Source organism: Ectopseudomonas khazarica (assembly GCF_004521985.1).
Taxonomy (GTDB): domain Bacteria; phylum Pseudomonadota; class Gammaproteobacteria; order Pseudomonadales; family Pseudomonadaceae; genus Aquipseudomonas; species Aquipseudomonas khazarica.
The window spans coordinates 32,178-56,478 of record NZ_SBHZ01000002.1 but is presented as its reverse complement, the minus strand read 5'-3'; the positions used below and the strand labels follow the sequence as shown (position 1 = coordinate 56,478).

Sequence of the window (24,301 nt, the reverse complement as noted above, 5' to 3'; positions counted from 1 at the left end):
ATGCTGGAAACAGTCATTGTTGTTCTGCACCTGCTGGGTGCGATCGGGATTGTGGTGCTGGTGTTGTTGCAGCAGGGTAAAGGTGCTGACGCCGGTGCGTCGTTCGGTTCGGGTGCTTCGGCAACTGTATTCGGAAGCCAAGGTTCCTCTACCTTTCTGAGTAAGTTTACTGGTATACTCGCCGCAGCTTTTTTCATTACCAGCTTGGGTTTAGCGTACTTTGCTAAAGAAAAAGCTGATGCACTGACACAGGTTGGCCTTCCTGATCCAGCGGTTCTGGAAGTTCAACAAAAGCCGGCGGTCGAAGACGTGCCGGTGCTCGAAGAGCAAGCCCCAGCATCCGAATCTTCGGATGTGCCGGAGGCTCCAGAGCAGTAACCGTTTTGCCGAGGTGGTGGAATTGGTAGACACGCTACCTTGAGGTGGTAGTGGCCATAGGCTGTAGGGGTTCGAGTCCCCTCCTCGGTACCATACTCAAGAAAGCCCGCTGTCAGCGGGCTTTCTTGTTGCTGGAGTGTTGGTTGACCCTCGCCAGGGGGTGGCCGTATAATTCCGGCCCAGCTTTGACGCGGGGTGGAGCAGTCTGGTAGCTCGTCGGGCTCATAACCCGAAGGTCGTTGGTTCAAATCCAGCCCCCGCAACCAGTTTCAGCAGGCCCCTTTTCAGGGGCTTTTTGTTAGCTGAAAGACAGTGTCCGCAGCGATTCATGCGGATTGAAGGGATGGGCGTTTCGCCCATTTTTTATTTGCACAGCATGCACGAGGGCCGTTAAGTGTCGAGCAAGCTAGAACAGTTGCAGGCCTTGTTGGCCCCGGTAATCGAGGCGCTCGGTTATCAGTGTTGGGGCATCGAGTTCCTGTCGCAGGGGCGTCATTCGCTACTGCGTGTCTATATCGATAAGGCCGATGGCATCCTGATCGACGATTGCGAGATCGTCAGCCGTCAGCTCAGTGGTGTGCTCGACGTCGAGGACCCGATTTCCTCGGAGTACACGCTGGAAGTTTCTTCTCCTGGCATGGATCGCCCGTTGTTCACCCTTGAACAGTTCGCGACTCATGTCGGTGAGCAGGTGAAGATCAAGCTGCGCTCGCCTTTCGATGGGCGGCGCAACTTCCAGGGCCTTCTCCGTGGTGTGGAGGAGCAGGACGTGGTGGTGCAGGTGGATGACCACGAGTACCTGTTGCCGATCGACTTGATCGACAAGGCCAATATCATCCCCCGATTTGATTGAGACGCGCTGTCTGCGTCGTTGCCGTGTTCCGCGATGGTTGGCGCGGCACGGGGCGCAGATGACGTGAAGGTAGCGCAGCCGTGCACGAATGTAGCGCCACTGGCGTGAACGTGACGCAGATTGCGCAGAACCAATGGATTGCGAGAGGCGAGGCGTACGATGAGCAAAGAAGTACTGCTGGTTGTTGAGTCGGTATCCAACGAAAAGGGTGTACCGGCCGGCGTGATTTTCGAGGCGCTGGAGCTGGCTCTGGCGACCGCCACCAAGAAACGTTTCGAAGACGAAGTCGATCTGCGCGTGTCGATCAACCGGCACAATGGCAGCTACGAGACGTTCCGTCGCTGGACGGTGGTCGACGAGTCCGAGTTCGAGGACCCGGCCTACCAGTTGACCGACGACATGCCGCAGGCAGTCGAGGCCAATGCCAAGATCGGTGACGTGCTCGAAGAGAAGGTCGATTCCATCGAGTTCGGTCGTATCGCCGCGCAAACCGCCAAGCAGGTCATCGTGCAGAAAGTGCGCGAAGCCGAACGTGCGCAAGTGGTCGATGCCTATCGCGAGCGTCTGGGCGAGATCATCTCCGGTACCGTGAAGAAGGTCACCCGCGACAACGTCATCGTCGACCTCGGTAACAATGCCGAGGCGCTGCTGGCTCGTGAAGACATCATCCCGCGCGAAACCTTCCGCGTCGGTGTGCGTCTGCGTGCCCTGCTCAAGGAAATCCGTACCGAGAACCGCGGCCCGCAGCTGATCCTGTCGCGTACCGCGCCGGAAATGCTGATCGAGCTGTTCCGTATCGAAGTGCCGGAGATCGCCGAAGGGCTGATCGACGTCAAGGCCGCCTCCCGCGATCCGGGTTCGCGCGCCAAGATCGCCGTGCGCTCCAAGGACAAGCGTATCGACCCGCAGGGCGCCTGCATCGGCATGCGCGGTTCGCGCGTGCAGGCGGTGTCCGGCGAGCTGGGTGGCGAGCGTGTGGATATCGTGCTGTGGGATGACAATCCGGCGCAGTTCGTGATCAACGCCATGTCGCCGGCCGAAGTGGCAGCGATCATCGTCGATGAAGATGCCCATGCCATGGACATCGCCGTTGGCGAGGACAACCTGGCTCAGGCCATCGGTCGTGGCGGCCAGAACGTGCGCCTGGCCAGTCAGCTGACCGGCTGGACGCTGAACGTGATGACCGAAGCGGACATCCAGGCCAAGCAGCAGGCGGAAACCGGCGACATCATGCAGTCCTTCATCGACGAGCTGGAAGTCGATGAAGAACTGGCTCAAGTCCTGGTCGAAGAGGGTTTCACCAGTCTCGAAGAGATTGCCTACGTACCCATGGAAGAAATGCTCAGCATCGATGGCTTTGACGAGGACATCGTCAACGAGCTGCGTGCACGGGCCAAGGATCGTCTGCTGACCAAGGCGATCGCCAACGAGGAGAAGTTGGCAGATGCCCATCCGGCAGATGATTTGCTGGAACTGGAAGGCATGGACAAGGCGCTGGCTCTGGAGCTTGCGCTGCGCGGCGTGATTACCCGTGAAGACCTGGCCGAGCAGTCGATTGACGACCTGCTCGACATCGACGGCATCGACGAAGAACGTGCCGGCAAGCTGATCATGGCCGCTCGAGCCCACTGGTTCGAATAAGCGGTTGCGGCCTGAGGAGAAAGATGCATGACGCAAGTCACGGTGAAAGAACTGGCCAAAGTGGTCGACACCCCGGTAGAGCGCCTGCTGCAGCAGATGCGTGAAGCCGGTCTGTCCCACAGCAGCGCCGAACAAGTAGTGACCGACAGTGAGAAGCAGGCCCTGCTGGCTCACCTCAAGGGCAGTCACGGCGACAAGGTCGAGGAGCCGCGCAAGATTACCTTGCAGCGCAAGACCACCAGCACGCTCAAGGTTGCTGGTAGCAAGACCATCAGTGTTGAAGTGCGCAAGAAGAAGACCTTCGTCAAGCGCAGCCCGGAGGAGCTCGAAGCCGAGAAGCAGCGCGAGCTGGAAGCTCAGCAGGCCGCTGCCGAGGCCGAGCGCCTGAAAGCCGAGGAAGAAGCCAAGCGCAAGGCCGAAGAAGAGGCCAAGCGCCAGGCGGTCACTGCCAGCGAACCCGCTGCGGCGCCTGCTGCGGTCGCCGCGCCGGCACCGGCCAGCGAGCCGGCTGCTGCGGCTCCGGTCGTCGAGGTCGAGCGCAAGAAAGAAGAAGTGCGCCGTCCCGAGAAGGCGCGCGATGAAGACGAACGTCGTGATCGCAAGCACGCCCAGCATCGCCCGACCGTCAAGGAGAAGGCACCTGCTCCGCGCGTCGCTCCCCGTAGCGTCGACGAGGAAAGTGATGGCTTCCGCCGTGGCGGCCGTGGCAAGGCCAAGATGAAGAAGCGCAACCAGCATGGCTTCCAGAGCCCGACAGGTCCGATCGTGCGCGACGTTTCCATTGGCGAGACCATTACCGTTTCCGATCTGGCCCAGCAAATGGCCATCAAGGGCGCGGAAATCGTCAAGTTCATGTTCAAGATGGGCACGCCGGTGACCATCAACCAGGTGCTGGATCAGGAAACTGCCCAGTTGGTCGCCGAAGAGTTCGGCCACAAGGTCAAGCTGGTCAGCGACAACGCCCTGGAAGATTCCCTGGCCGAATCGCTGAAGTTCGAAGGCGAGGCGCTGTCCCGTGCACCGGTCGTGACCGTCATGGGTCACGTCGACCACGGCAAGACCTCCCTGCTCGACTACATCCGTCGTGCCAAGGTCGCCTCCGGCGAAGCGGGTGGCATCACCCAGCACATCGGTGCCTACCACGTGGAAACCGAGCGTGGCATGGTCACCTTCCTCGACACCCCGGGTCACGCCGCGTTCACCCAGATGCGTGCCCGTGGTGCCAAGGCCACCGACATCGTCATCCTCGTCGTCGCTGCTGACGACGGCGTGATGCCGCAGACCCAGGAAGCCGTGCAGCACGCGAAAGCCGCTGGCGTGCCGATCGTGGTCGCGGTGAACAAGATGGACAAGCCGGAAGCCAACCCGGACAACATCAAGAACGGCCTGGCCGCGCTGGATGTGATCCCGGAAGAGTGGGGCGGCGACGCACCCTACGTACCGGTTTCCGCCAAGGCCGGTACCGGTATCGACGAGCTGCTCGAAGCCGTACTGCTGCAGGCTGAAGTACTCGAGCTGAAAGCCACTCCGACCGCTCCGGGTCGTGGTGTGGTGGTCGAGTCGCGTCTGGACAAGGGCCGTGGCCCGGTGGCTACCGTGCTGGTTCAGGACGGTACCCTGCGCCAGGGCGACATGGTCCTGGTCGGCGTCAACTACGGTCGTGTGCGTGCCATGCTCGACGAGAACGGCAAGCCGATCAAGGAAGCCGGTCCGTCGATTCCGGTCGAGATCCTCGGCCTGGACGGTACGCCGGATGCCGGTGACGAGATGATGGTGGTGGCCGACGAGAAGAAGGCCCGCGAAGTTGCACTGTTCCGTCAGGGCAAGTTCCGCGAAGTCAAGCTGGCCCGCGCCCACGCCGGCAAGTTGGAAAACATCTTCGAGAACATGGGCCAGGAAGAGAAGAAGACCCTCAACATCGTCCTCAAGGCCGATGTGCGTGGTTCTCTGGAAGCCCTGCAAGGCTCGCTCAGCACCCTCGGCAACGACGAAGTGCAAGTGCGTGTGGTCGGTGGCGGCGTCGGTGGTATCACCGAATCCGATGCCAACCTGGCGCTGGCTTCCAATGCCGTGCTGTTCGGCTTCAACGTCCGTGCTGACGCCGGTGCGCGCAAGATCGTCGAGTCCGAAGGCCTCGACATGCGCTACTACAACGTCATCTACGACATCATCGAAGACGTCAAGAAGGCGCTCACCGGTATGCTCGGCAGCGATGTTCGCGAGAACATCCTGGGCACCGCGGAAGTGCGTGATGTGTTCCGTTCGCCGAAGTTCGGCGCCGTCGCGGGCTGCATGGTCATCGAAGGTACCGTGTTCCGTAACCGTCCGATCCGCGTACTGCGCGAGGACGTGGTGATCTTCGAAGGCGAGCTGGAATCGCTGCGTCGCTTCAAGGACGACGTCGCCGAAGTGCGTAATGGCATGGAGTGCGGTATCGGCGTGAAGAGCTACAACGACGTCAAGGTCGGCGACAAGATCGAAGTGTTCGAGAAGGTCCAGGTCGCGCGCAGTCTGTAAACACAGCTGCAAGCCTCAAGCGGCAAGCTTCAAGAGGTGGCCTAGCCTACCTGTTGAGCTTGCCGTTTGGCTTTTTGGTTTTTTTAGCTTGAAGCTTAGAGCTTGAAGCTTGAGGCAGTTTTTATGGCGAAAGATTACAGCCGTACCCAGCGTATCGGCGACCAGATGCAGCGTGAGCTGGCCGTGTTGATCCAGCGTGAGATCAAGGACCCGCGTCTGGGCCTGGTCACCATCACCGCCGTGGACGTCAGCCGAGACCTGTCCCATTCCAAAGTGTTCATCACCGTGATGGGCAAGGACGACGATGCCGAGCAGATCAAGCTCAACCTGGAGATCCTCTCCGAGGCAGCTGGCTATCTGCGCATGTTGCTGGGCAAGTCGATGAAGGTGCGCACCGTCCCGCAACTGCACTTCCAGTACGACGCCAGCATCCGTCGCGGTGCCGAGCTGTCGGCGCTGATCGAGCGTGCCGTGGCGGAAGACCGCAAGCACCAGGACGGCGGCGAGGAATAAGCGTGGCCCAGGTCAAACGTATTCGTCGCAAGGTCGACGGCATCATCCTGCTGGACAAGCCACGCGGCTTCACCTCCAACGCGGCCCTGCAGAAGGTGCGCTGGTTGCTCAATGCCGAGAAGGCCGGGCACACCGGCAGCCTCGACCCGCTGGCCACCGGCGTGCTGCCGCTGTGCTTCGGCGAAGCGACCAAGTTTTCCCAGTACCTGCTCGATGCCGACAAGGGCTACGAGACGGTCGCCCAGCTTGGCGTCACCACCACCACCGGCGATGCCGAAGGTGAGGTGATCGCGCGCCTCCCGGTGACCGTTGGTCGCAGCGAAATCGAAGCACTGCTGCCGCGTTTTCGCGGAGAAATCAAACAGATACCTCCGATGTACTCGGCCCTGAAGAAGGACGGCCAGCCGCTTTACAAGCTGGCGCGCGCAGGTGAAGTAGTGGAGCGCGAGGCGCGTTCTGTTACTATTGCGCGCCTGGAATTGCTGGCCCTCGAAGGTGAGCAGGCGCGTTTGTCGGTGGACTGCAGCAAGGGCACCTATATTCGGACCCTGGTCGAGGATCTTGGCCAACTGCTCGGTTGCGGCGCACACGTCGCCGAACTGCGGCGTACCAAGGCCGGCCCGTTCGACCTGTCACGCACCGTGACCCTGGAAGAGCTGGAAGCGGCGCATGCCGAAGGCGGCAATGCAGCGCTCGATCGCTTCCTGCAGCCGGTCGACAGCGGTCTGCAGGACTGGCCGCTGCTGCAGTTCTCCGAGCACAGTGCGTTCTACTGGTTGCAAGGGCAGCCGGTGCGGGCGCCGGAAGCGCCGAAGTTCGGCATGGTCCGCGTGCAGGATCACAACGGTCGCTTCATCGGCATCGGTGAGGTGAGCGACGACGGGCGCATCGCGCCGCGTCGACTGATTTACACCGGTGCGTAGCACGGGTGCAGGCTCGGGCCTCAGGGGCCGGGCTGAGATATAGCGGTGCATGGCACCGAATGGTTCGGCCGCGAGGTCGAAGCCGGGGTGATGGCGAAGCTGTCATCCGGTACTACGAGGGTGGCTGTCAGTAGGCACGGTCATACCTCTTTTTAAAACACGGGGAGCGATTCCCGGCCTATTGAGACTGCTTCGGCAGTTTCCAGATGAGAGGAAGCCAACATGGCACTCAGCGTTGAAGAAAAAGCCCAGATCGTTAACGACTACAAGCAAGCTGAAGGCGATACCGGTAGCCCGGAAGTGCAGGTAGCCCTGCTGACCGCCAACATCAACAAGCTGCAAGGTCACTTCAAGGCCAACGGCAAGGATCACCACAGCCGTCGTGGTCTGATCCGTATGGTCAACCAGCGTCGTAAGCTGCTGGACTACCTGAAGGGTAAAGACACCAGTCGTTACAGCGCCCTGATCGGTCGCCTGGGCCTGCGTCGTTAATAGACGCGAGCTGCACAAGTTGGAAGCTGGGAGTTCGGAGCGGCAAGTCGGGGCATGATCCCCGACCTGCGGCTCCGGGCTTCCAGCTTTTGGCTTTTCGAAGGATGCATCGGGTCCGACTCCCGTGCCGCTTTCAGATTTCCCCCAAGGCAACAGAGAGAAGGAAAACACCGTGAACCCGGTAATCAAGCAATTCAAGTTCGGTCAGTCGACCGTAACCCTCGAGACTGGCCGTATTGCCCGTCAAGCCAGCGGTGCCGTGCTGGTGACCGTCGACAACGACGTGACCGTGCTGGTGACCGTCGTGGGTGCCAAGAGCGCCGACCCGAGCAAAGGCTTCTTCCCGCTGTCCGTGCACTACCAGGAGAAGACCTACGCAGCCGGCAAGATTCCTGGCGGCTTCTTCAAGCGTGAAGGCCGTCCGAGCGAGAAGGAAACCCTGACCTCGCGCCTGATCGACCGTCCGATCCGTCCGCTGTTCCCCGAAGGCTTCATGAACGAAGTGCAGGTCGTCTGCACCGTCGTTTCCACCAGCAAGAAGACCGATCCGGACGTTGCCGCCATGATCGGTACCTCCGCTGCCCTGGCCGTTTCCGGCATTCCGTTCAACGGCCCGATCGGTGCCGCGCGCGTAGCCTTCCACCCGGATACCGGCTACCTGCTGAACCCCAACTACGAGCAGCTCAAGGCGTCCAGCCTGGACATGGTCGTGGCCGGTACCGAAACCGCCGTACTGATGGTCGAGTCGGAAGCCCAGGAGCTGACCGAAGACCAGATGCTCGGTGCCGTACTGTTCGCCCACCAGGAATTCCAGGCCGTGATCCAGGCCGTCAAGGAATTCGCTGCCGAAGCTGGCAAGCCGACCTGGAACTGGCAGGCTCCGGCCGCCAACACTCCGCTGCTGGACGCCATCCGCAGCCAGTTCGGCGCCGCCATCAGCCAGGCCTACACCATCACCATCAAGCAGGACCGCTACAACCGTCTGGGCGAGCTGCGTGATGAAGTCGTCGCGGCCCTGGCCGGCGAAGGCGAAGGTCAGTTCCCGGCTGACGAAGTCAAAGCCGCTTTCGGCGAGATCGAATACCGCACCGTTCGCCAGAACATCGTCGATGGCAAGCCGCGTATCGACGGTCGCGACACCCGCACCGTGCGTCCGCTGAAGATCGAAGTCGGCGTGCTGGACAAGACCCACGGTTCGGCGCTGTTCACCCGTGGTGAAACTCAGGCGCTGGTCGTCGCCACCCTGGGCACCGCCCGCGACGCACAGCTGCTGGATACCCTGGAAGGCGAGAAGAAAGACCCCTTCATGCTGCACTACAACTTCCCGCCGTTCTCGGTCGGTGAGTGTGGTCGCATGGGTGGCGCTGGCCGCCGCGAAATCGGTCACGGCCGCCTGGCCCGTCGTGGCGTCGCTGCCATGCTGCCGAAGGACGACGAGTTCCCGTACACCATCCGTGTGGTATCGGAAATCACCGAGTCCAACGGTTCGTCCTCCATGGCTTCGGTCTGCGGCGCTTCCCTGGCGCTGATGGACGCCGGTGTGCCGATGAAGGCGCCGGTTGCCGGTATCGCCATGGGTCTGGTACTGGAAGGCGAGAAGTTCGCCGTTCTGACCGACATCCTCGGTGACGAAGACCACCTGGGCGACATGGACTTCAAGGTAGCCGGTACCGCCAAGGGCGTCACCGCGCTGCAGATGGACATCAAGATCCAGGGCATCACCGAAGAGATCATGGAGCAGGCGCTGGAGCAGGCGCTGGAAGCCCGTCTGAACATCCTCGGCCAGATGAACCAGGTCATCGCCCAGTCGCGTACCGAGCTGTCGGCCAACGCCCCGACCATGCTGGCGATGAAGATCGACCAGGACAAGATCCGCGACGTGATCGGCAAGGGTGGCGCCACCATCCGTGGTATCTGCGAAGAGACCAAGGCTTCGATCGACATCGAAGACGACGGCTCGATCAAGATCTTCGGCGAAACCAAGGAAGCGGCCGAGGCTGCCAAGCAGCGCGTTCTGGCCATCACCGCGGAAGCCGAGATCGGCAAGATCTACGTCGGCAAGGTCGAGCGCATCGTCGACTTCGGCGCCTTCGTCAACATCCTGCCGGGCAAGGACGGTCTGGTGCACATTTCCATGCTGAGCGATCAGCGCGTGGAGAAGGTCACCGACGTACTGAAGGAAGGCCAGGAAGTGAAGGTACTGGTTCTGGACGTGGACAACCGCGGCCGTATCAAGCTGTCGATCAAGGACGTAGCGGCCGCCGAGGCCTCCGGCGTCTAAGCGATCCTTCGCTGGCTTGAACAGAAGGGCTCCTGCGGGGGCCCTTTTTTATTGCCTGCGATTCCTCGCGACAGCCCGGTGGGCCGTCGCCAGGCGACTGCAGCAAGCGCTCCCGGCAATTTCCTGCGCCTGGCGTCCGGGCTTTTAGCGGGCCTCGCCGGCAGCCTGTACCAGCGTTACGCGGGTCGGCTGCGTGGCTGTGTGCGTGTTCGCCTTTGCCTTGCCAGAGATCATGCAAATTGCCCGAGGGTTTTTTCCGGACTCGGCGAAATGCAATTCGCGTCGTATCGACAGGTTTAATTAACTTGTTGTTATTAAAGGATTTTTTGTTTTCTGAAAAGCTGGCACAGCGCTTGCGATAGTACTGGTGAACCTGCAGCCAGGAGTTGGTTTGCAGATTGTCTGGAATGTACAGGAGTCAACCATGAAACAGCCAATCACCCGTTTTGCCGCCGCCACCCTGACCGCCGCTGCGCTGAGCCTGCCGCTCGCCTCGGCAGCCTTCGCTCAGCCGACCATGCTGGCGGCCAACGACACCGTGGACAAAGCCGAGCAGGCGGTATCCGACACCTGGATCACCAGCAAGGTCAAATCCACCTTCGTCGCCGACAAGGACCTGAGCGCGCTGGACATCAAGGTCGAGACCAACCAGGGCGTGGTTTCCCTTTCCGGTGTAGTGGCCACCGATGCCGAACGTGATCTGGCCATCGCCAAGACCAAGGAAATCGAGGGTGTGCGTGATGTGTCCGCCGATGCCCTGAAGACCGCCGACTGATACCCGAGCCGGCCGGGTCCACACCCGGCCCCCTCTTGAGTTCTGGGAGAACCACCATGAATAGCGACATCATCAAAGGCAAATGGAAGCAGCTCAACGGTCGCATCAAGGAGCGTTGGGGCAACCTGACCGATGACGACGTGGACGTCGCCGAGGGCCACAGCGAATACCTGGCCGGCAAGCTGCAGGAGCGTTACGGCTGGACCAAGGAAAAGGCCCAGCAGGAGCTGCGCGATTTCAGCGACAAGCTCTAGGCAGGGATAGCCGTGGGCAAGGATGCCGGGTCGCACGGATAGCGATGGGCACGGATGTCGAAAGGCCTCGCCGGTGAATCTGGCGGGGCCTTTCCGTATCCGGGATTCACCAGCTCGCCCGGTGGCGAGGCGGCATCAACCTCCGCGCTTGCTGCGGATATCGGTCAGGCGACCGCCCTCGAAACGCAGGAAGTGGTACATGCCGTTCCTGGGGCCGTAGATCCACTCTTCCACGTTCACCTCGTTGCGAAAGCCGTAGGCATCGGTGACTTCCTTGTAGCCGAGAAAGTCCCGGCTGACGGGCTCGCCGCACTTGTGCTGGACCTCGCTGGTCGGCGCATCCTTGCTCACCAGCGCGCTACCGCAGCGGTAGGTGGAAGACGCCTGCGCCAGGACGGGCAGCAGCAGTAGCCAGAGCAGATGGTTGCGCTTGGGCACGGTGAACTCCTTGTCAGTGCTCTCGGCGGCGTTCGATTTCCACCAGGCGGTTGCCCTCGAAACGCAGGATGCTGAGCATGCCGTTGGTAGGGCCATACACCCACTCCTCGATCCGGTACTCGCGCCTGTCGTAGCTGCCCAGCGTATAGCCTATGGGGTCACGGTACACCGGCGTCCCGCACTTGCGCTCCACTTCGAAGGCGCGATCTCCCAGGCTGACCAGCTGGCTGCCGCAGCGCATCGTTTCCGCATGCACGAGAGGGCTGCCGATGCTCGCCAGCAGCGTTGCCAGTACCAGCAGTCGAGGGTGTTTCATCATGCGCTATCCAGGTGCAGGGGCGTCAGTACACGTCCATTGGACTCGGGTTCTCCCAGATTGACATCGATCAGGTAGACCCGTTCGTCGTCCAGCTTCCCTTGCTCGACCAGATAGGCCTTGATCGCCGCTGCCCGTTGCTGCGCCAGCTGGCGCAGCAGCAGCTTGCTCTGGGCCCAGGAGTCCAGCACGGCCTGGCGCATGTTCTGGGTGCGTTGTTGCGCATCCAGCTCGGCCCACTCGGCGGGTGGCTGCTGTTTCAGGCGGGTGCGGTAGATGCCTTCGAGCAGCGCCGCCTGTTCGTCCTCGCCCACCTCGAGCTCATCGGCACTCGCCGGGACCTTGTCACCGCGGCGTTGCAGCACCTTGTACCAGGTGTCCTGGAATTCGCGTTGCAGGCGCTGCTCGGCCAGGAGCGGGCCATCCGCTTTCGCCGCGCTCTGGCCTTCGACTTCCAGGCGCAGTGCTGGACGTTCCTGCAGGGCCTTGGCGAGGGTATCCAGTGCCTGGCGGGCGTCCGCGTCGAGGTCGGCGGAGCCGGCGTCGAAGGGCACCGTGCTCAGGTCGGTATCGCCGCCGCCACTGACCAGCCCGGCAACGAACTTGAACGGCGCCTGGGCGGCGCGCAGCACCAGGTTGCGCAGGGTCTGCCAGACGATGGGCATGACGCTGAACTGCGGGTTGTTGAGGTCGCCCTGGACCGGCAGCTCGATGGCGATGCGGCCCTGGGTGTCCTTGAGCAGCGCGACTGCCAGGCGAATCGGCAGGTCCACGGCATCCGGGCTGTCGACCTTTTCGCCCAGCTGCAGGTTTTCCACCAGCACCTTGTTCTCGGCATTGAGCTGGCCCTGCTCGATGCGGTAGTGCAGGTCGAGGTTGAGGCGGCCCTTGCGGATGCGATAACCGGCGAACTTGCCGGAGTAGGGGGTGATGGTGGTCAGCTCGACGTTCTTGAAGCTGGTGGCGATATCCAGGCTGTTGAGTGGATCGAACGGCGTCAGCTTGCCCTTGATGCTCATCGGCGCGTAGCGATCGACCTTGCCCTTGATGTCGACGTTGGCGGCCTGCGGTTTCTGGTTGTCGAGCACGCCGATGTGGCCATTCATCTGCTGGATGGCGGTGGCGAAGCTCGGGGTCAGGCTGAAGTCGGCGAAGTTGGCCGAGCCGTCGTTGATGGCCACGCCACCGATATGGATCGCCAGTGGCTTGCCATCCTCGACCTTGTCCCCGGCCGCCGCCGGTTGCGGCACGATCAGCTCACTGACGTTGGTGCTCAGGTTCTCGTTGATCACGAAGCGCGCGTAGGGCTGGTCCAGTTCGACCCGCTCGATGGCCAGGCTTTCGCCATGACGATAGTCGAGGCCATTGACCCGCACCTGCTTCCAGCGCACGAAGTCGCGCTCGCGCAGGGTGTCGAGGGTGTGCAGCTGGTCGATCCTGGCGTTGCCGGTCACGCTGAGGGCCAGCGGCTCGGTGCTCTTGAGCTGCACGTCGAGGTCGCTGCCGAGCATCCCGCTGCGCAGTTCCAGGCGGATGAAGGGGCTCAGGTAGGCTTGGGCGAGGCGCAGGTCGATGTCTTCAGTGGTGACCTTGAGGCGAGCGCTGGTGGGGCTCAGTTGCACATCACCCGACGCCTGCAGCTTGCCTTGCTTGCCCAGGCTGGTATCGAGGCGGAGGTCGAAGGGCTTGTCGCCCAGGCTGTCGAAGTTCTTCAGGTCGAGGTTCAGCGGCCCGACCTCGACGGCGACGTCCTGCTCGGGAACGCGATCCGCCAGATGAGCCTTGTAGTCACGCAGTTGCACATCCTGCAGCAGCACCTGCCAGGGCTTGCTCTCGTCGCTGCCCTCGGGCTCCGCCTGTCCGGCGGCTGCTGGTTGCGCGGATGCCGGTTTGGCGAACAGCTTCTGCCAGTCCAGTTGGCCGTCGGCTTCGCGCGCCGCCCAGGCTTCCAGGCCCTGGCTGCGCACCTGGCCGATCACCACCTGCTGCTTGGCCAGGTCCAGCGTGCTGTCGTCGACGTCCAGGCGCTGCAGCCTGACCAGCGGTTTGCCGGCGGGGTCGTCGATGGCGAAAGGGGCCAGCTGCAGCTTGAGCTTGCTCAGCTGCAACGCGGTGCCGTCGGAGAGGTCGAGGTGGTAGTCAGCACTGACATCGACCTGGCCGTCCTTGAGCACCAGCGGCACGGCGTCACGGACGTAGGGCCAGAAGGTGCTCAGGTGGCCGTCGCTGACGCTCAGGCTGCCGCTGGAAGTGATCGGCGTCAGGCTGATCTGCCCGCGCCAGTCGATCTGCGCCCCGTTCGGGCCGCTCGCGGCGAGCGTCATCTGCGCGTTGTCACCGGCCAGCGTGCTGAGGTTGTGCAGCTCGAGGTCGAGCTTGTCGTAGGCGAACTCCACTGGTTCGCTGGGGCGCAGGTCCTGGAAGCGCAGAGCATTCTCGCGCAGGCGGATGCCGTCGATGCGCAGCGGGAACGGTTCGCTGCTGGCGGACTCCGGCTGCGGCTCGCTTGCCGGCAGCTTGAACAGTTGGGTCAGGTTCAGTGTGCCGTCCTTCGCGAACAGGACCTCGGTGCGCGCACCATCGAGCTGCACCTCGCTCAGGTGCAGCGCCCCCGTCCACAGGCTGTCACTCTGCAGGTTGGCGTAAAGGCGCCGGAAGCTCAGCTGTTCCTCGCCGCTGTCGCCGATACGCAGTCCCCAGAGGCTGAGTTCGAGGCTGAACGGGTTGAGCTGCACGCGCTCCAGCGTGGCGGGCACGCTGGCATAGTTGGCCAATTGCTGGTTGACGACGCGCAGGGCGATGCCCGGCACGATCAGGAAACCGATCAGGCTGTAGAGGAATACGGTGATCACGAGTGCGCTCAGCGCGCGCTTCAGTCCTTTGGGCATGGCTTGGCGACATCTATCCAGACGGGGAGACGACTTGGAGTATGGCACGGCGGTTCAGTTCCGGTCGTGCTTGCGTCCCGCTCGGCGATCAGAGATGCAGGATCAGCGTTTTCAGCGGTGGCTTGCCGTCATGCGAGGGGAAATCGCCCGCGGGTGCGATCACCTGGCACTCGCGCACCGGGCGGCCGAGTTTCTCGGCGCAGCGCAGCACCTGCTGGCGCCAATCGTCCATTTCCACCTTCGCTAGGTTGTTGCAGCACACCAGGGTGCCGCCGTCTGCGGTGGCCAGCAGCGCCGGCTTGAGCAGGCTCTGGTAGTCGCGCAGCAGGTCGACGGTACCGAAGGCGCTCTTGGCCCAGGCTGGTGGGTCGAGAAACACCAGGTCGAACTGGCGCGGTTGCAGGCGCGGATAGCTCGGCAGCTTTTGCCCGCGGCGACTGCTGATCGGCAGGCCGGCGAACTGGCGAATCGCCGGGAAGTAGTCGGACTGGATGAACTGCATGCCTGGCAGCCCGGGGTTGAGGGCACCGTTCTCGCGGCCCACGGCGAGGTTGCCCTGGGCGAAGTCGAGGTTGGTCACGTCCCGGGCGCCGCCGGCCGCCGCGCTCAGGCCGACCCCGCAGGTGTAGGCGAAAAGGTTGAGCACGGACTTGCCGGCGCTGTTGGCCTTGATCCAGCCACGTGCGTTGCGCAGGTCGAGGAACAGCAGTGGGTCCTGCCCCGCGTGACGGCCGCGGACCCGGTAGTTGAGCCCCCATTCCTGGCCGAGCAGATCTTCCAGCGCCGCCTCCGTGGGCTGGAACAGCGTGGGGTCGCGGTCGATGCGCGAGTTGCCTCTGCTGCGGTCGTTGTAGACCAGCAGCAGGGGCTGGCCCAGGTGACGCTCGACGATGTCGGCGAGGCGCTGCAGGTCATCTGTCGGCAACGGCTGGTGGAAGCTCTGTACCAGCAGCTGTGGGCCGTAGCGGTCGACGGTCAGGCCCGGAGCCCCTTCCTGACTGCCATGGAACAGGCGGTAACAGTTGGTGCCCTGGGCGTGCAGTTCGGGCAGAAGGTGTTCGCGGGCGGCGAGGGCGGCGCGCAGCGCCTGGTCAAGAGCGGACATGCGCGGCATCTCGGGACGGTGAAAGGGCGGCAGTCTAGCAAGAAATCCGCCTGGCTTCCGCGCGGGGTCGTGCCGCTGCGGCTCAGGGGCGTTACGTCAGGCGCCGTCGGGCACGTTGCGCCGCGCTGTTGCTCACCGCCCAGCGCAGTAGCGTGGCGGTACGCCTCACGCTGGCGCGAATCAGCGGGCGGCGCCAGTCGGGCTGTCGCTCGCCAAGCAGGTCGCTGGCCCAGTCCGGCAACAGGTCGACGCCGGCCTGCATCATCAGCTTGCCGAAGGGCTTGGCGAGCATGCTGGGTACCGGGGCGGCGTACAGCAGCCGCACCACTTCCCGGGTGCGTTCATCGCAGAGCAGTTGCGGGCGCATGCGTTCGAGGTAGTCGGCGATCGCCTGGCGGGACGTGGGAACGTCCTGCGCCCCCAGGCGTTCGGCGGTCAATGCCACTTCGCGGTAGTAACGGTCCTGCTCGGCCAGCGGCAGCTGCGGGTCGACGTAGCGCAGATAGCCCTCGAGAAACTGACTGACCTCGGAGACATGCACCCAGGTCAGCAGCTGCGGGTCGCTGGCGGCATAGGGGCGGCCATCCGGCGCGTTGCCGACCACTTGCAGGTGAATGGTGCGGACCTTTTCGATCAGCTGCTCGGCATCCTGGCGGCCGCCGTAGGTGGTGCCCGCAATGAACAGGCTGGTGCGGCGCAGGCGCCCGATCATGTCCTGGCGGAAGGTGGAGTGGTCCCAGACGCCAGCCAGGGCCAGCGGGTGCAGCATCTGCAGGAGCAGGGCGGAGACGCCGCCGACCATCATCGAAGTGAAGTCGGCGTGCACCTCCCAGACCATCGACTGCGGGCCGAACAGGCCGACGTCGCCGCGTGGCTGGTCGAGGTCGAGCACCCCCAGGGCGGCGCCGGTGAGGCTGTGTACCTGTTTTTCGATCTGACGACGTAGGCTATCCATGGCGCGCATTCTCGGCGCTTGGCCGGCCCACGGCAAGATCAGCCCGGCCCTTTCGGGCCGGGCTGGGGGTCAACGGTTCAGCCGTTGCTCGGTGAGGCTGTCGACGACGCTGGGGTCGGCCAGGGTGGAGGTGTCACCCATGTTCTCCAGCTCGTTGCAGGCGATCTTGCGCAGGATGCGGCGCATGATCTTGCCCGAGCGGGTCTTGGGCAGGCCTGGCGCCCACTGGATCAGCTCCGGCTTGGCGAAGCTGCCGATCTCCTTGCCGACCAGGGTCAGCAGGTCCTTCTTCAAGTCCTCGGACGGCTCCTGGCCACTCATCAGGGTGACGTAGGCATAGATGCCCTGGCCCTTCACATCGTGCGGGTAACCGACCACGGCGGCCTCGGCGACGGCGTCGTGCAGCACCAGGGCGCTTTCCACCTCGGCGGTGCCGATGCGATGGCCGGAGACGTTGATCACGTCATCGACACGACCGGTGATCCAGTAGTAGCCATCCTCGTCACGGCGCGCACCGTCGCCAGTGAAGTAGTAGCCGGGGTAGGGCTTGAAGTAGGTGTCGATCATGCGCTGGTGGTCGCCGTAGACACTGCGGATCTGGCTCGGCCAACTGGCCCTGATGGCCAGCACGCCCGCGCCGGGGCCGTCGATTTCCTTGCCTTGCTCGTCGAGCAGCACCGGCTGCACGCCGAAGAACGGACGGGTCGCCGATCCCGGCTTGAGGTCGGTGGCGCCCGGCAGCGGCGTGATCAGGATCGAGCCGGTCTCGGTCTGCCACCAGGTGTCGACGATGGGGCAGCGGGTGTCGCCGACCACGTGGAAGTACCATTCCCAGGCTTCCGGGTTGATCGGTTCGCCGACGCTGCCAAGCAGGCGCAGGCTTTCCCGTGAGGTGGCCTTCACCGGGGCTTCGCCTTCGCGCATCAGCGCGCGCAGGGCGGTGGGCGCGGTGTAGAAGGTGTTGACCCGGTGCTTGTCGATCACCTGCCAGAAACGCGAGGCGTCCGGGTAGTTGGGCACGCCTTCGAATATCAGCGTGGTGGCGGCGTTGGCCAGCGGGCCGTAGACGATATAGCTGTGCCCGGTCACCCAGCCGACATCGGCGGTGCACCAGTAGATGTCGCCTTCGTGGTAGTCGAACACGTACTTGTGGGTCATCGCCGCGCCGAGCAGATAGCCGCCGGTGGTGTGCAGCACACCCTTGGGTTTGCCGGTGGAGCCCGAGGTGTAGAGGATGAACAGCGGGTCTTCGGCATCCATCGGCTCGGCCGGGCAGTCCGCACTGACGTCCTTGAGTGCCTGGTGATACCAGATGTCGCGGCCTTCCACCCAGGCCACGTCGCCCTGGGTACGCTCGACCACCACCACGCTGGAGACGTTCGGGCAACTCTGCAGGGCCTTGTCGACGTTGCTCTTCAGCGGCACGTACTTGCCGCCGCGCACGCCTTCGTCGGCGGTGATCACGGTACGGCAGTCGGCATCGAGGATACGGTCACGCAACGCGTCGGGGGAGAAGCCGCCGAACACCACCGAATGCACGGCGCCGATGCGCGTGCAGGCGAGCATGGCGTAGGCCGCCTCGGGAATCATCGGCATGTAGATGCACACCCGGTCGCCTTTCTTCACGCCACGGCTCTTCAGCACGTTGGCCAGGCGGCTGACCTGCTGGTGCAGCTCGTTGTAGGTGATGTGCGCGGATTCGCTGGGGTTGTCGCCTTCCCAGATGATGGCGACCTGTTCGCCACGTTGTTCCAGGTGGCGGTCGATGCAGTTGTAGGCGACGTTGAGCTGGCCACCCTTGAACCATTCGGCACGGCCCTGTTTCAGGTCGCTGTCGTGGACCTTGTCCCAGGGTTTGAACCAGTCCAGGAAGGCCTTGGCCTGCTCGGCCCAGAAGGTGTCGGGCTGCTCGACGGACTGCCGGTACAGGCGCAGGTAGGCGTCGTTGTCCAGGTGTGCACGCTGGCGCACCGCGTCGGCCACGGGGTGACGGGTGATCTCGAACATGGCGGGGTCCTTGTAATTGTTTGTCCGCAACAGGCACAAGGGTGCACCCAAGCGGGCGCCGGCTTCAAGGGGCGATGTTCATGGCGCAGCGCTTGCGCGGTGGAGCCCGGCCCGGCAGGCGTGCCGGACCGGGTTGGTGGAGGGTCAGCCGCGATGACGCTCGCGGAAGTGGGCGATCAGGCCCTGGGTCGAGGCGTCCGAGGCGTTGTTGTCGAGCTGGCCGGTCAGGCGCTGGTAGACGTCCTTGCCCATTTCCTTGCCCAGCTCCACGCCCCACTGGTCGAAGGCGTTGATGCCCCAGATCGCGCTCTGCACGAACACCTTGTGCTCGTACAGGGCGACCAGCGCGCCGAGCTCGAACGGCGCGATGCGGTTCATCACCAGAATGTTGCTCGGGCGGTTGCCGGGGATGACCTTGTGCGGCGCCAGTCGCTGAACCTCGTCTTCCGCCAGGCCCTTGCCGCGCAGTTCGGCCTCGGCCTCTTCGCGGGTCTTGCCCTGCATCAGCGCCTGGGCCTGCGACAGGCAGTTGGCGAACAGCCACTGATGGTGGTCGGACAGCGGGTTGTAGCTATTGACCGGGACGATGAAGTCCGCCGGTACCAGCAGGCGGCCCTGGTGCAGCAACTGGTGGTAGGCGTGCTGGCCGTTGCAGCCGACCCCGCCCCAGATGACGGGCCCGGTGCTGATGTCCAGGGCGCTGCCGTCCTGGCGCACGCTCTTGCCGTTGGACTCCATGTCGAGCTGCTGCAGGTGCTTGGTGAAGTTACGCAGGTAGTGGTCGTAGGGCAGGATCGCGTGGCTCTGTGCGCCCCAGAAGTTGCTGTACCAGATGCCCAGCAGGGCCATCAGCACCGGCATGTTCTCGGCCAGGGGCGCCTGGGTGAAGTGCTGATCCATGGCGTAGGCCCCGGCCAGCAGTTCCTTGAAGTTGGACACGCCGATGGCCAGGGCGATGGGCAGGCCGATGGCCGACCACAGCGAGTAGCGCCCGCCGACCCAGTCCCACATGGGGAAGATGTTCTCCTCGCCGATACCGAACTCGATGGCCGCCTCGCGGTTGCTGGTCACGGCGATGAAGTGGCGGTGCAGCTCTTCTTCCGGGCCGCCCATGGCCAGGTACCAGTCACGGGCTGCCAGGGTGTTCTTCAGGGTCTCCAGGGTGCCGAAGGACTTGCTGGACACGATGAACAGGGTGGTTTCCGGGTCGAGGCGGGCGGTCAGCTCGCGGAACTCGCTGCCATCGATATTGGCCAGGTAGTGGCAGCGTACGCCGCGCTGGGTGAACGGGCGCAGCGCCTCGGAGACCAGTTGCGGACCGAGGAACGAGCCGCCGATGCCGATGTTGACCACTTCCTTGATCGGCTTCTCGCTGTAGCCGCGCCACAGGCCGCTGTGAATGCGGCTGACCAGCTCGGTGACCTGGTTCAGCACCCGATGCACCTCGGGGATGATGTCAGTGCCGTCCACCACCAGGCGGTGGCCGACCGGGCTGCGCAGCGCGGTATGCAGGGCGGCGCGTCCCTCGGAGGCGTTGACGTGCTCGCCACCGAACAGCGCCGTGATGGCTTCGTGCAGGCCGGCCTGCTCGGCCAGTTGCATCAGCAGTTCGAGGCTGTGTTCGTCGATCAGGTTCTTCGAGTAGTCCAGCAGCAGGCCACAGGCATCCAGCGAGAAGCGCTGGAAGCGCCTTGTATCGGCAGTGAAGGCCTCGCGCATGCTGAAGCCGGCCATCTCGGCACGGTGCTGCTGCAGGGCCTGCCAGGCGGGCAGGGTGGTGACGTCGTGGGGCTGCTGGTAGTAGGCCATCGGGGCTCCTGATCCGCAAAAGCAAAAGGCCCGGACGTGATCCGGGCCTTTCAGAGTGTAACCGGCTGCCTTCGCAGGCAGCTACTGCGCAGGCAGTTCCACCAGCAGATTGTCGATCAGGCGGGTGCTGCCCAGGTGCGCGGCGGTGAGCACCACCAGATGGCGGTCGCCGACCTGCGCAGGGCGCAGGGTCAGCGCGTTGCGGATCTCCAGGTAGTCGGGGGCGAAGCCCGCCTCGCGTTGCCGGGCCTGGGCCTCGTCGATCAGCCGCGCATAGTCGCGGGCGCCGCGTTGCAACTGCTCGGCGACCGCTTGCAGGCCGCGATACAGCGCGGGAGCGACATTGCGCTGCTCGGCGCTGAGGTAACCGTTGCGCGAGGACAGGGCCAGGCCGTCGTCGGCACGGCGAGTCGGCGCGCCGATGATCTGGATCGGCATGTTCAGGTCCTGCACCAGCGCGCGGATCACCGCCAGTTGCTGGTAGTCCTTCTCGCCGAACACGGCCAGGTCCGGCTGGACCATGTTGAACAGCTTGGTCACCACGGTGGCGACCCCTTCGAAGTGGCCCGGCCGGCTGGCGCCGCAGAGACCTTCGGAAACCCCGGGCACGCTGACCCGCGTCTGGTCGCCCATGCCGTGCGGATAGACCTCCGTCACGTCAGGGTGAAACAGCAGGTGGCAGCCGGCGGCCAGCAGCTTCTCCTGATCGGCGAGCAGGGTGCGCGGGTAGGTGTCCAGGTCTTCGCCCGCACCGAACTGCAGCGGGTTGACGAAGATGCTGGCCACCACGAAGTCGGCGCGCTGGGCTGCGGTTTCCACCAGCGAGACATGGCCGGCGTGCAGGTTGCCCATGGTCGGCACGAAACCGATCTGCTTGCCATCGGCACGTGCCTGGGCGATGACCGCGCGCAGCTCGCGCAGCGTCTTGACCGTGTTCATGCGGAGAAACCATGCTCGGCAGCGGGGAAGCTGCCGTCCTTGACCGCCTGCACGTAGGCGCCGAATGCGCCCTGAATGCTGCTCTGGCCCTCCATGAAGTTACGCACGAACTTGGGGGCGCGACCCGACAGCGACAGCCCGAGCATGTCGTGCAGGACCAGCACCTGGCCGTCGGTCGCCGCGCCGGCACCGATGCCGATCACCGGAATCTTCACGGCCTGGGCGATTTCCGCAGCCAGTTCGCTGGGCACGCATTCGAGCAGCAGCATGGCGGCACCCGCCTGCTCCAGCGCCATGGCGTCGGCGCGCATCTGCCGGGCCTGCGCTTCCTGGCGGCCCTGAACCTTGTAGCCGCCAAGGATGTTCACCGCCTGCGGGGTCAGGCCCAGGTGGGCACAGACCGGCACGCCACGCTCGGCCAGCAGGCGAATCGGCTCGGCCAGCCAGCCGGCGCCCTCCAGCTTGACCATGTGCGCACCGGCTTGCATCAGCTTGGCGCTGTTGAGCAGGGCCTGTTCGGTGGTGGCGTAGGCCATGAACGGCAGATCGGTGACGATCAGTGCGCCCTGATTGCCGCGTTTGACGCAGGCGGTGTGATAGGCCATTTCCTCGACGCTGACCGGCAGGGTGCTGTCGTGGCCCTGCAGAACCATGCCCAGGGAGTCGCCGACCAGCAGCACGTCCACGCCAGCCTGGCAGGCCGCGTGGGCAAAGGTGGCGTCATAGCAGGTCAGCATGGCGATCTTCTCGCCGTTCTGCTTGCAGCTTTGCAGTGTGGTCAGGGTAACGTCAGGCATTTCAAAGGTCCTCGCTCAGGCTCGGTATACCGCTTCTATCTGGCTGCAATCCGGCCTGGATTGGCATCAAAGGTGCGCCCGGCGCGGGGCGACGGGACGCCTATAGTCCTGATGGGGGGGCATGAAGTCAATTGCAGGTGTTACCGCTCTGTTACTGGCGTTACTGCCAATCCGAGCGGCAGAGGGCTGGGCCAGACGCGATGCGGGCTTGCGGCGGGTAACAGGGCGTGTGCCGGGAAGGGGCGGCGCGCGCCATTGTGCGCTACTCCGGCAGGCGTTCCAGGCCGGCGAAGGGGCAGGCATCGAGCAGCGCGGCGAGGCTGCGTCCGTCCGGCAACTGCAACTCGGCGGCCAGCTCGGCCAGCGGGTAGAGCACGAACGGGCGGGCATGCATGTGGTAGTGCGGAACGGTGAGGCGCTCGTCATCGATCAGGCGGTCGCCGAACAGCAGCACATCCAGGTCCAGGGTGCGCGGCCCCCAGCGTTCTTCCTTGCGTACGCGGCCCTGCTCCTGCTCGATGCGCTGCAGGCCATCGAGCAGTGCCCAGGGCTGCAGCTCGGTATCCAGCGCCGCCACCGCGTTGACGTAGCGCGGCTGGTCGGCCGGGCCGAGCGGGTCGCTGACATAGAACGAAGAGCGCGCCACCAGCGTGCTGTGCGGCAACTGGGCGATGGCGTTCAGCGCTGCGCGCAGTTGTTGCAGCGGTTCGGCCAGGTTGCTGCCCAGGCCGATATAGACCCGCTCCATCACTCGCCGCTGCCTTCGTTACCGCGCTTGCGCCGGTTGTTGTTGCGGCGGCGCTTGCGCGGCGCGGCACCGGCGGTGCTTTCGCCCTTGCCTGCAAGGTCGCGGATCATCTGCCGGCGCTCGCTGTCGTTGGCGTCCTGATAATCCGTCCACCACTCACCCAGGCCGCCGGTGTTTTCGCCGGCCAGTTCGCGCAGCAGGAGGAAATCGTAACCGGCACGGAAGCGCGGGTTCTCCAGCAGCAGGTCGGCACGCTTGCCGCTGCGGCGCGGCAGGCGCTCCTGCATGTCCCAGATCTCGCGAATCGGGATGGTAAAGCGCTTGGGCACGGCGATGCGCTGGCACTGCTCGGCGATCAGCGTGTGAGCGGCTTCCTGCATCGCCGGAATCGGCGGCATGCCTTTGTCCTGCAGCTGCAGGACACGGGCTGGCAGCGCCGGCCAGAGCAGGGCGGCGAAGAGGAATGCCGGGGTGACCGACTTGCCGTCATGGATGCGCTCGTCGGTGTTGATCAGCGCCTGGCGGATCAGCTTCTCGGTGTATTCGGGGTTGCGCTTGAGCGCCTCGCCACTGGCCGGGAAGAGCTGGGCGAACAGGTCATGCTCCAGCAGCAGGTCGAAGGTGTATTCGGCGTAGCCGGCGAGGAACAGCTTGAGGACCTCGTCGAACAGGCGGGCGGCTGGAATGTCGCGCAGCATTGGCGCCAGCCGGCGGATCGGCGCGGCGCTGTGCTTCTCGATGTCGAAGTCGAGCTTGGCGGCGAAGCGCACCGCACGCAGCATGCGCACCGGGTCCTCCAGGTAGCGTTGCTCGGGATCGCCGATCAGACGCACCAGGTGGTTGCGCACATCGTGCATGCCACGGGCGTAGTCGAGGATGTGCTCCTGAGTCGGGTCGTAGTACAGCGCGTTGATGGTGAAGTCACGGCGCTGGGCGTCGTCTTCCAGGGTGCCGTAGACGTTGTCGCGCAGGATGCGACCGCTCTCGTGGCGCGCGGCGAGGTTGCTGTTTTCCTCTTCCTCACCTTGCGGGTGATTGGCGCGGAAGGTCGCGACCTCGATGATCTCGCGACCGAAGTGCACGTGTACCAGCTTGAAGCGACGGCCGATCACCCGGGCGTTACGGAACTCCGCACGCACCTGTTCGGGGGTGGCGCTGGTCGCTACGTCGAAATCCTTGGGGTCGATATCCAGCAGCAGGTCACGCACGCAGCCACCGACCAGGTAGGCCTGGTAGCCGGCGCGCTGCAGGCGCTCGACCACGCTGATGGCGTGCCGACTGATCTCGTTGCGCTTGAGTGGATGTTGGCTACTGCTCAGCACTTCGGGCGTGCTGCGTGGGCGTGGCACACGGCGCAGAGGTGAGCGGAAAGACTTGAACAGCTTTTTCAGCATGGGAGGCACTGTTTGGATAAGTGACCGGCCAGCCCCGCATGCTGTTGAAGAACGACCTGCTCAGGCTTGGTGGCGTTAAAGGCAGCCTGCCTTGGCAAGGTTTTCAACGGTATGCGAAACGATGACCGCATGATTGCTGCGGATTCTAGCATCGTGTCGGAAGAAGGTGTGTAGAAGGGCGGCAGGCGGGGATCCGGGAACCGGAAGCTACTGGGGGAGCCGAAGCTCCCCCCCAAGTTGGTGCGTGCTCTGTTTTTATTGTTATTGAGGGCCTGTTG

Annotated in this window: 21 protein-coding genes and 2 tRNA genes; 12 read left to right on the top strand and 11 right to left on the bottom strand. The window is 64.1% G+C overall.

Annotation, left to right across the window (positions count from 1 at the left end; genetic code table 11):
• The 12 genes from secG (at nt 1) to EPK82_RS02025 (ending at nt 10,627) form a co-directional block, all read left to right on the top strand.
• Nucleotides 1-378 (top strand): preprotein translocase subunit SecG, encoded by a 378-nt coding sequence (gene secG / locus EPK82_RS02080; RefSeq protein ID WP_037050822.1) that lies wholly within the window; start codon nt 1-3, stop codon nt 376-378.
• Between the two features lie 7 nt (nt 379-385).
• Nucleotides 386-471, top strand: a tRNA-Leu gene (locus tag EPK82_RS02075).
• 96 nt (nt 472-567) lie between these two features.
• Nucleotides 568-644, top strand: a tRNA-Met gene (locus EPK82_RS02070).
• A 128-nt stretch (nt 645-772) separates the two neighbouring features.
• Nucleotides 773-1,231 (top strand): ribosome maturation factor RimP, encoded by a 459-nt coding sequence (rimP, locus tag EPK82_RS02065; protein WP_037050820.1) that lies wholly within the window; start codon nt 773-775, stop codon nt 1,229-1,231.
• Nucleotides 1,232-1,390: 159 nt separating this feature from the next.
• Nucleotides 1,391-2,872: a transcription termination factor NusA gene (nusA, locus tag EPK82_RS02060; RefSeq protein ID WP_037050815.1), complete on the top strand. Its 1,482-nt coding sequence runs from the start codon at nt 1,391-1,393 to the stop codon at nt 2,870-2,872.
• Between the two features lie 27 nt (nt 2,873-2,899).
• A complete protein-coding gene (gene infB, locus EPK82_RS02055; RefSeq protein WP_037050811.1) occupies nt 2,900-5,389 on the top strand; it encodes a translation initiation factor IF-2 in 2,490 nt (829 codons plus the stop codon).
• 123 nt (nt 5,390-5,512) lie between these two features.
• The gene (gene rbfA, locus EPK82_RS02050) at nt 5,513-5,902 is read left to right on the top strand and encodes a 30S ribosome-binding factor RbfA (RefSeq protein ID WP_037050808.1); all 390 of its coding nucleotides are present in this window, start codon (nt 5,513-5,515) and stop codon (nt 5,900-5,902) included.
• Nucleotides 5,903-5,904: 2 nt separating this feature from the next.
• On the top strand, nt 5,905-6,825 hold the full coding sequence (gene truB / locus EPK82_RS02045) for a tRNA pseudouridine(55) synthase TruB (RefSeq protein ID WP_037050805.1): 921 nt from the start codon (nt 5,905-5,907) through the stop codon (nt 6,823-6,825).
• Nucleotides 6,826-7,047: 222 nt separating this feature from the next.
• A complete protein-coding gene (rpsO, locus tag EPK82_RS02040; RefSeq protein WP_004424394.1) occupies nt 7,048-7,317 on the top strand; it encodes a 30S ribosomal protein S15 in 270 nt (89 codons plus the stop codon).
• A 172-nt stretch (nt 7,318-7,489) separates the two neighbouring features.
• On the top strand, nt 7,490-9,598 hold the full coding sequence (gene pnp / locus EPK82_RS02035; RefSeq protein WP_037050803.1) for a polyribonucleotide nucleotidyltransferase: 2,109 nt from the start codon (nt 7,490-7,492) through the stop codon (nt 9,596-9,598).
• Nucleotides 9,599-10,022: 424 nt separating this feature from the next.
• Complete coding sequence (locus EPK82_RS02030; protein ID WP_037050801.1) at nt 10,023-10,373, top strand: BON domain-containing protein; 351 nt, start codon at nt 10,023-10,025, stop codon at nt 10,371-10,373.
• A 56-nt stretch (nt 10,374-10,429) separates the two neighbouring features.
• Nucleotides 10,430-10,627, top strand: a complete 198-nt coding sequence (locus tag EPK82_RS02025) for a CsbD family protein (protein ID WP_047588204.1) — start codon at nt 10,430-10,432, stop codon at nt 10,625-10,627.
• Nucleotides 10,628-10,762: 135 nt separating this feature from the next.
• Here the strand turns inward: EPK82_RS02025 and EPK82_RS02020 are convergent, their stop codons facing one another.
• The 11 genes from EPK82_RS02020 to EPK82_RS01970 all read right to left on the bottom strand — a co-directional run bounded on the left by EPK82_RS02020 (nt 10,763) and on the right by EPK82_RS01970 (nt 24,023).
• A complete protein-coding gene (locus tag EPK82_RS02020; protein ID WP_037050795.1) occupies nt 10,763-11,065 on the bottom strand; it encodes a DUF2845 domain-containing protein in 303 nt (100 codons plus the stop codon).
• Nucleotides 11,066-11,078: 13 nt separating this feature from the next.
• Nucleotides 11,079-11,381 carry a DUF2845 domain-containing protein gene (locus tag EPK82_RS02015; protein WP_080757029.1) on the bottom strand — a complete coding sequence of 101 codons (303 nt, stop codon included), beginning with the start codon at nt 11,379-11,381 and terminating at the stop codon, nt 11,079-11,081.
• Complete coding sequence (locus EPK82_RS02010) at nt 11,381-14,269, bottom strand: DUF748 domain-containing protein (RefSeq protein ID WP_134675644.1); 2,889 nt, start codon at nt 14,267-14,269, stop codon at nt 11,381-11,383. Before EPK82_RS02010 ends, EPK82_RS02015 begins: the two co-directional genes overlap by 1 nt.
• An 88-nt stretch (nt 14,270-14,357) precedes the next feature.
• On the bottom strand, nt 14,358-15,374 hold the full coding sequence (locus EPK82_RS02005; RefSeq protein ID WP_134675643.1) for a class I SAM-dependent rRNA methyltransferase: 1,017 nt from the start codon (nt 15,372-15,374) through the stop codon (nt 14,358-14,360).
• 91 nt (nt 15,375-15,465) lie between these two features.
• Nucleotides 15,466-16,329 (bottom strand): oxygenase MpaB family protein, encoded by an 864-nt coding sequence (locus EPK82_RS02000; RefSeq protein WP_037050786.1) that lies wholly within the window; start codon nt 16,327-16,329, stop codon nt 15,466-15,468.
• A 69-nt stretch (nt 16,330-16,398) separates the two neighbouring features.
• The gene (gene acs / locus EPK82_RS01995; RefSeq protein WP_134675642.1) at nt 16,399-18,336 is read right to left on the bottom strand and encodes an acetate--CoA ligase; all 1,938 of its coding nucleotides are present in this window, start codon (nt 18,334-18,336) and stop codon (nt 16,399-16,401) included.
• Between the two features lie 144 nt (nt 18,337-18,480).
• Nucleotides 18,481-20,145: a glucose-6-phosphate isomerase gene (pgi, locus tag EPK82_RS01990; protein WP_037050784.1), complete on the bottom strand. Its 1,665-nt coding sequence runs from the start codon at nt 20,143-20,145 to the stop codon at nt 18,481-18,483.
• Between the two features lie 81 nt (nt 20,146-20,226).
• Nucleotides 20,227-21,084 (bottom strand): pantoate--beta-alanine ligase, encoded by an 858-nt coding sequence (gene panC / locus EPK82_RS01985; RefSeq protein ID WP_134675641.1) that lies wholly within the window; start codon nt 21,082-21,084, stop codon nt 20,227-20,229.
• The gene (gene panB, locus EPK82_RS01980) at nt 21,081-21,881 is read right to left on the bottom strand and encodes a 3-methyl-2-oxobutanoate hydroxymethyltransferase (RefSeq protein WP_134675640.1); all 801 of its coding nucleotides are present in this window, start codon (nt 21,879-21,881) and stop codon (nt 21,081-21,083) included. Before panB ends, panC begins: the two co-directional genes overlap by 4 nt.
• Nucleotides 21,882-22,143: 262 nt before the next feature.
• Nucleotides 22,144-22,629 (bottom strand): 2-amino-4-hydroxy-6-hydroxymethyldihydropteridine diphosphokinase, encoded by a 486-nt coding sequence (gene folK, locus EPK82_RS01975; RefSeq protein ID WP_197035097.1) that lies wholly within the window; start codon nt 22,627-22,629, stop codon nt 22,144-22,146.
• A complete protein-coding gene (locus EPK82_RS01970; protein WP_134675639.1) occupies nt 22,629-24,023 on the bottom strand; it encodes a polynucleotide adenylyltransferase PcnB in 1,395 nt (464 codons plus the stop codon). Before EPK82_RS01970 ends, folK begins: the two co-directional genes overlap by 1 nt.
• Nucleotides 24,024-24,301: the final 278 nt, after the last annotated feature.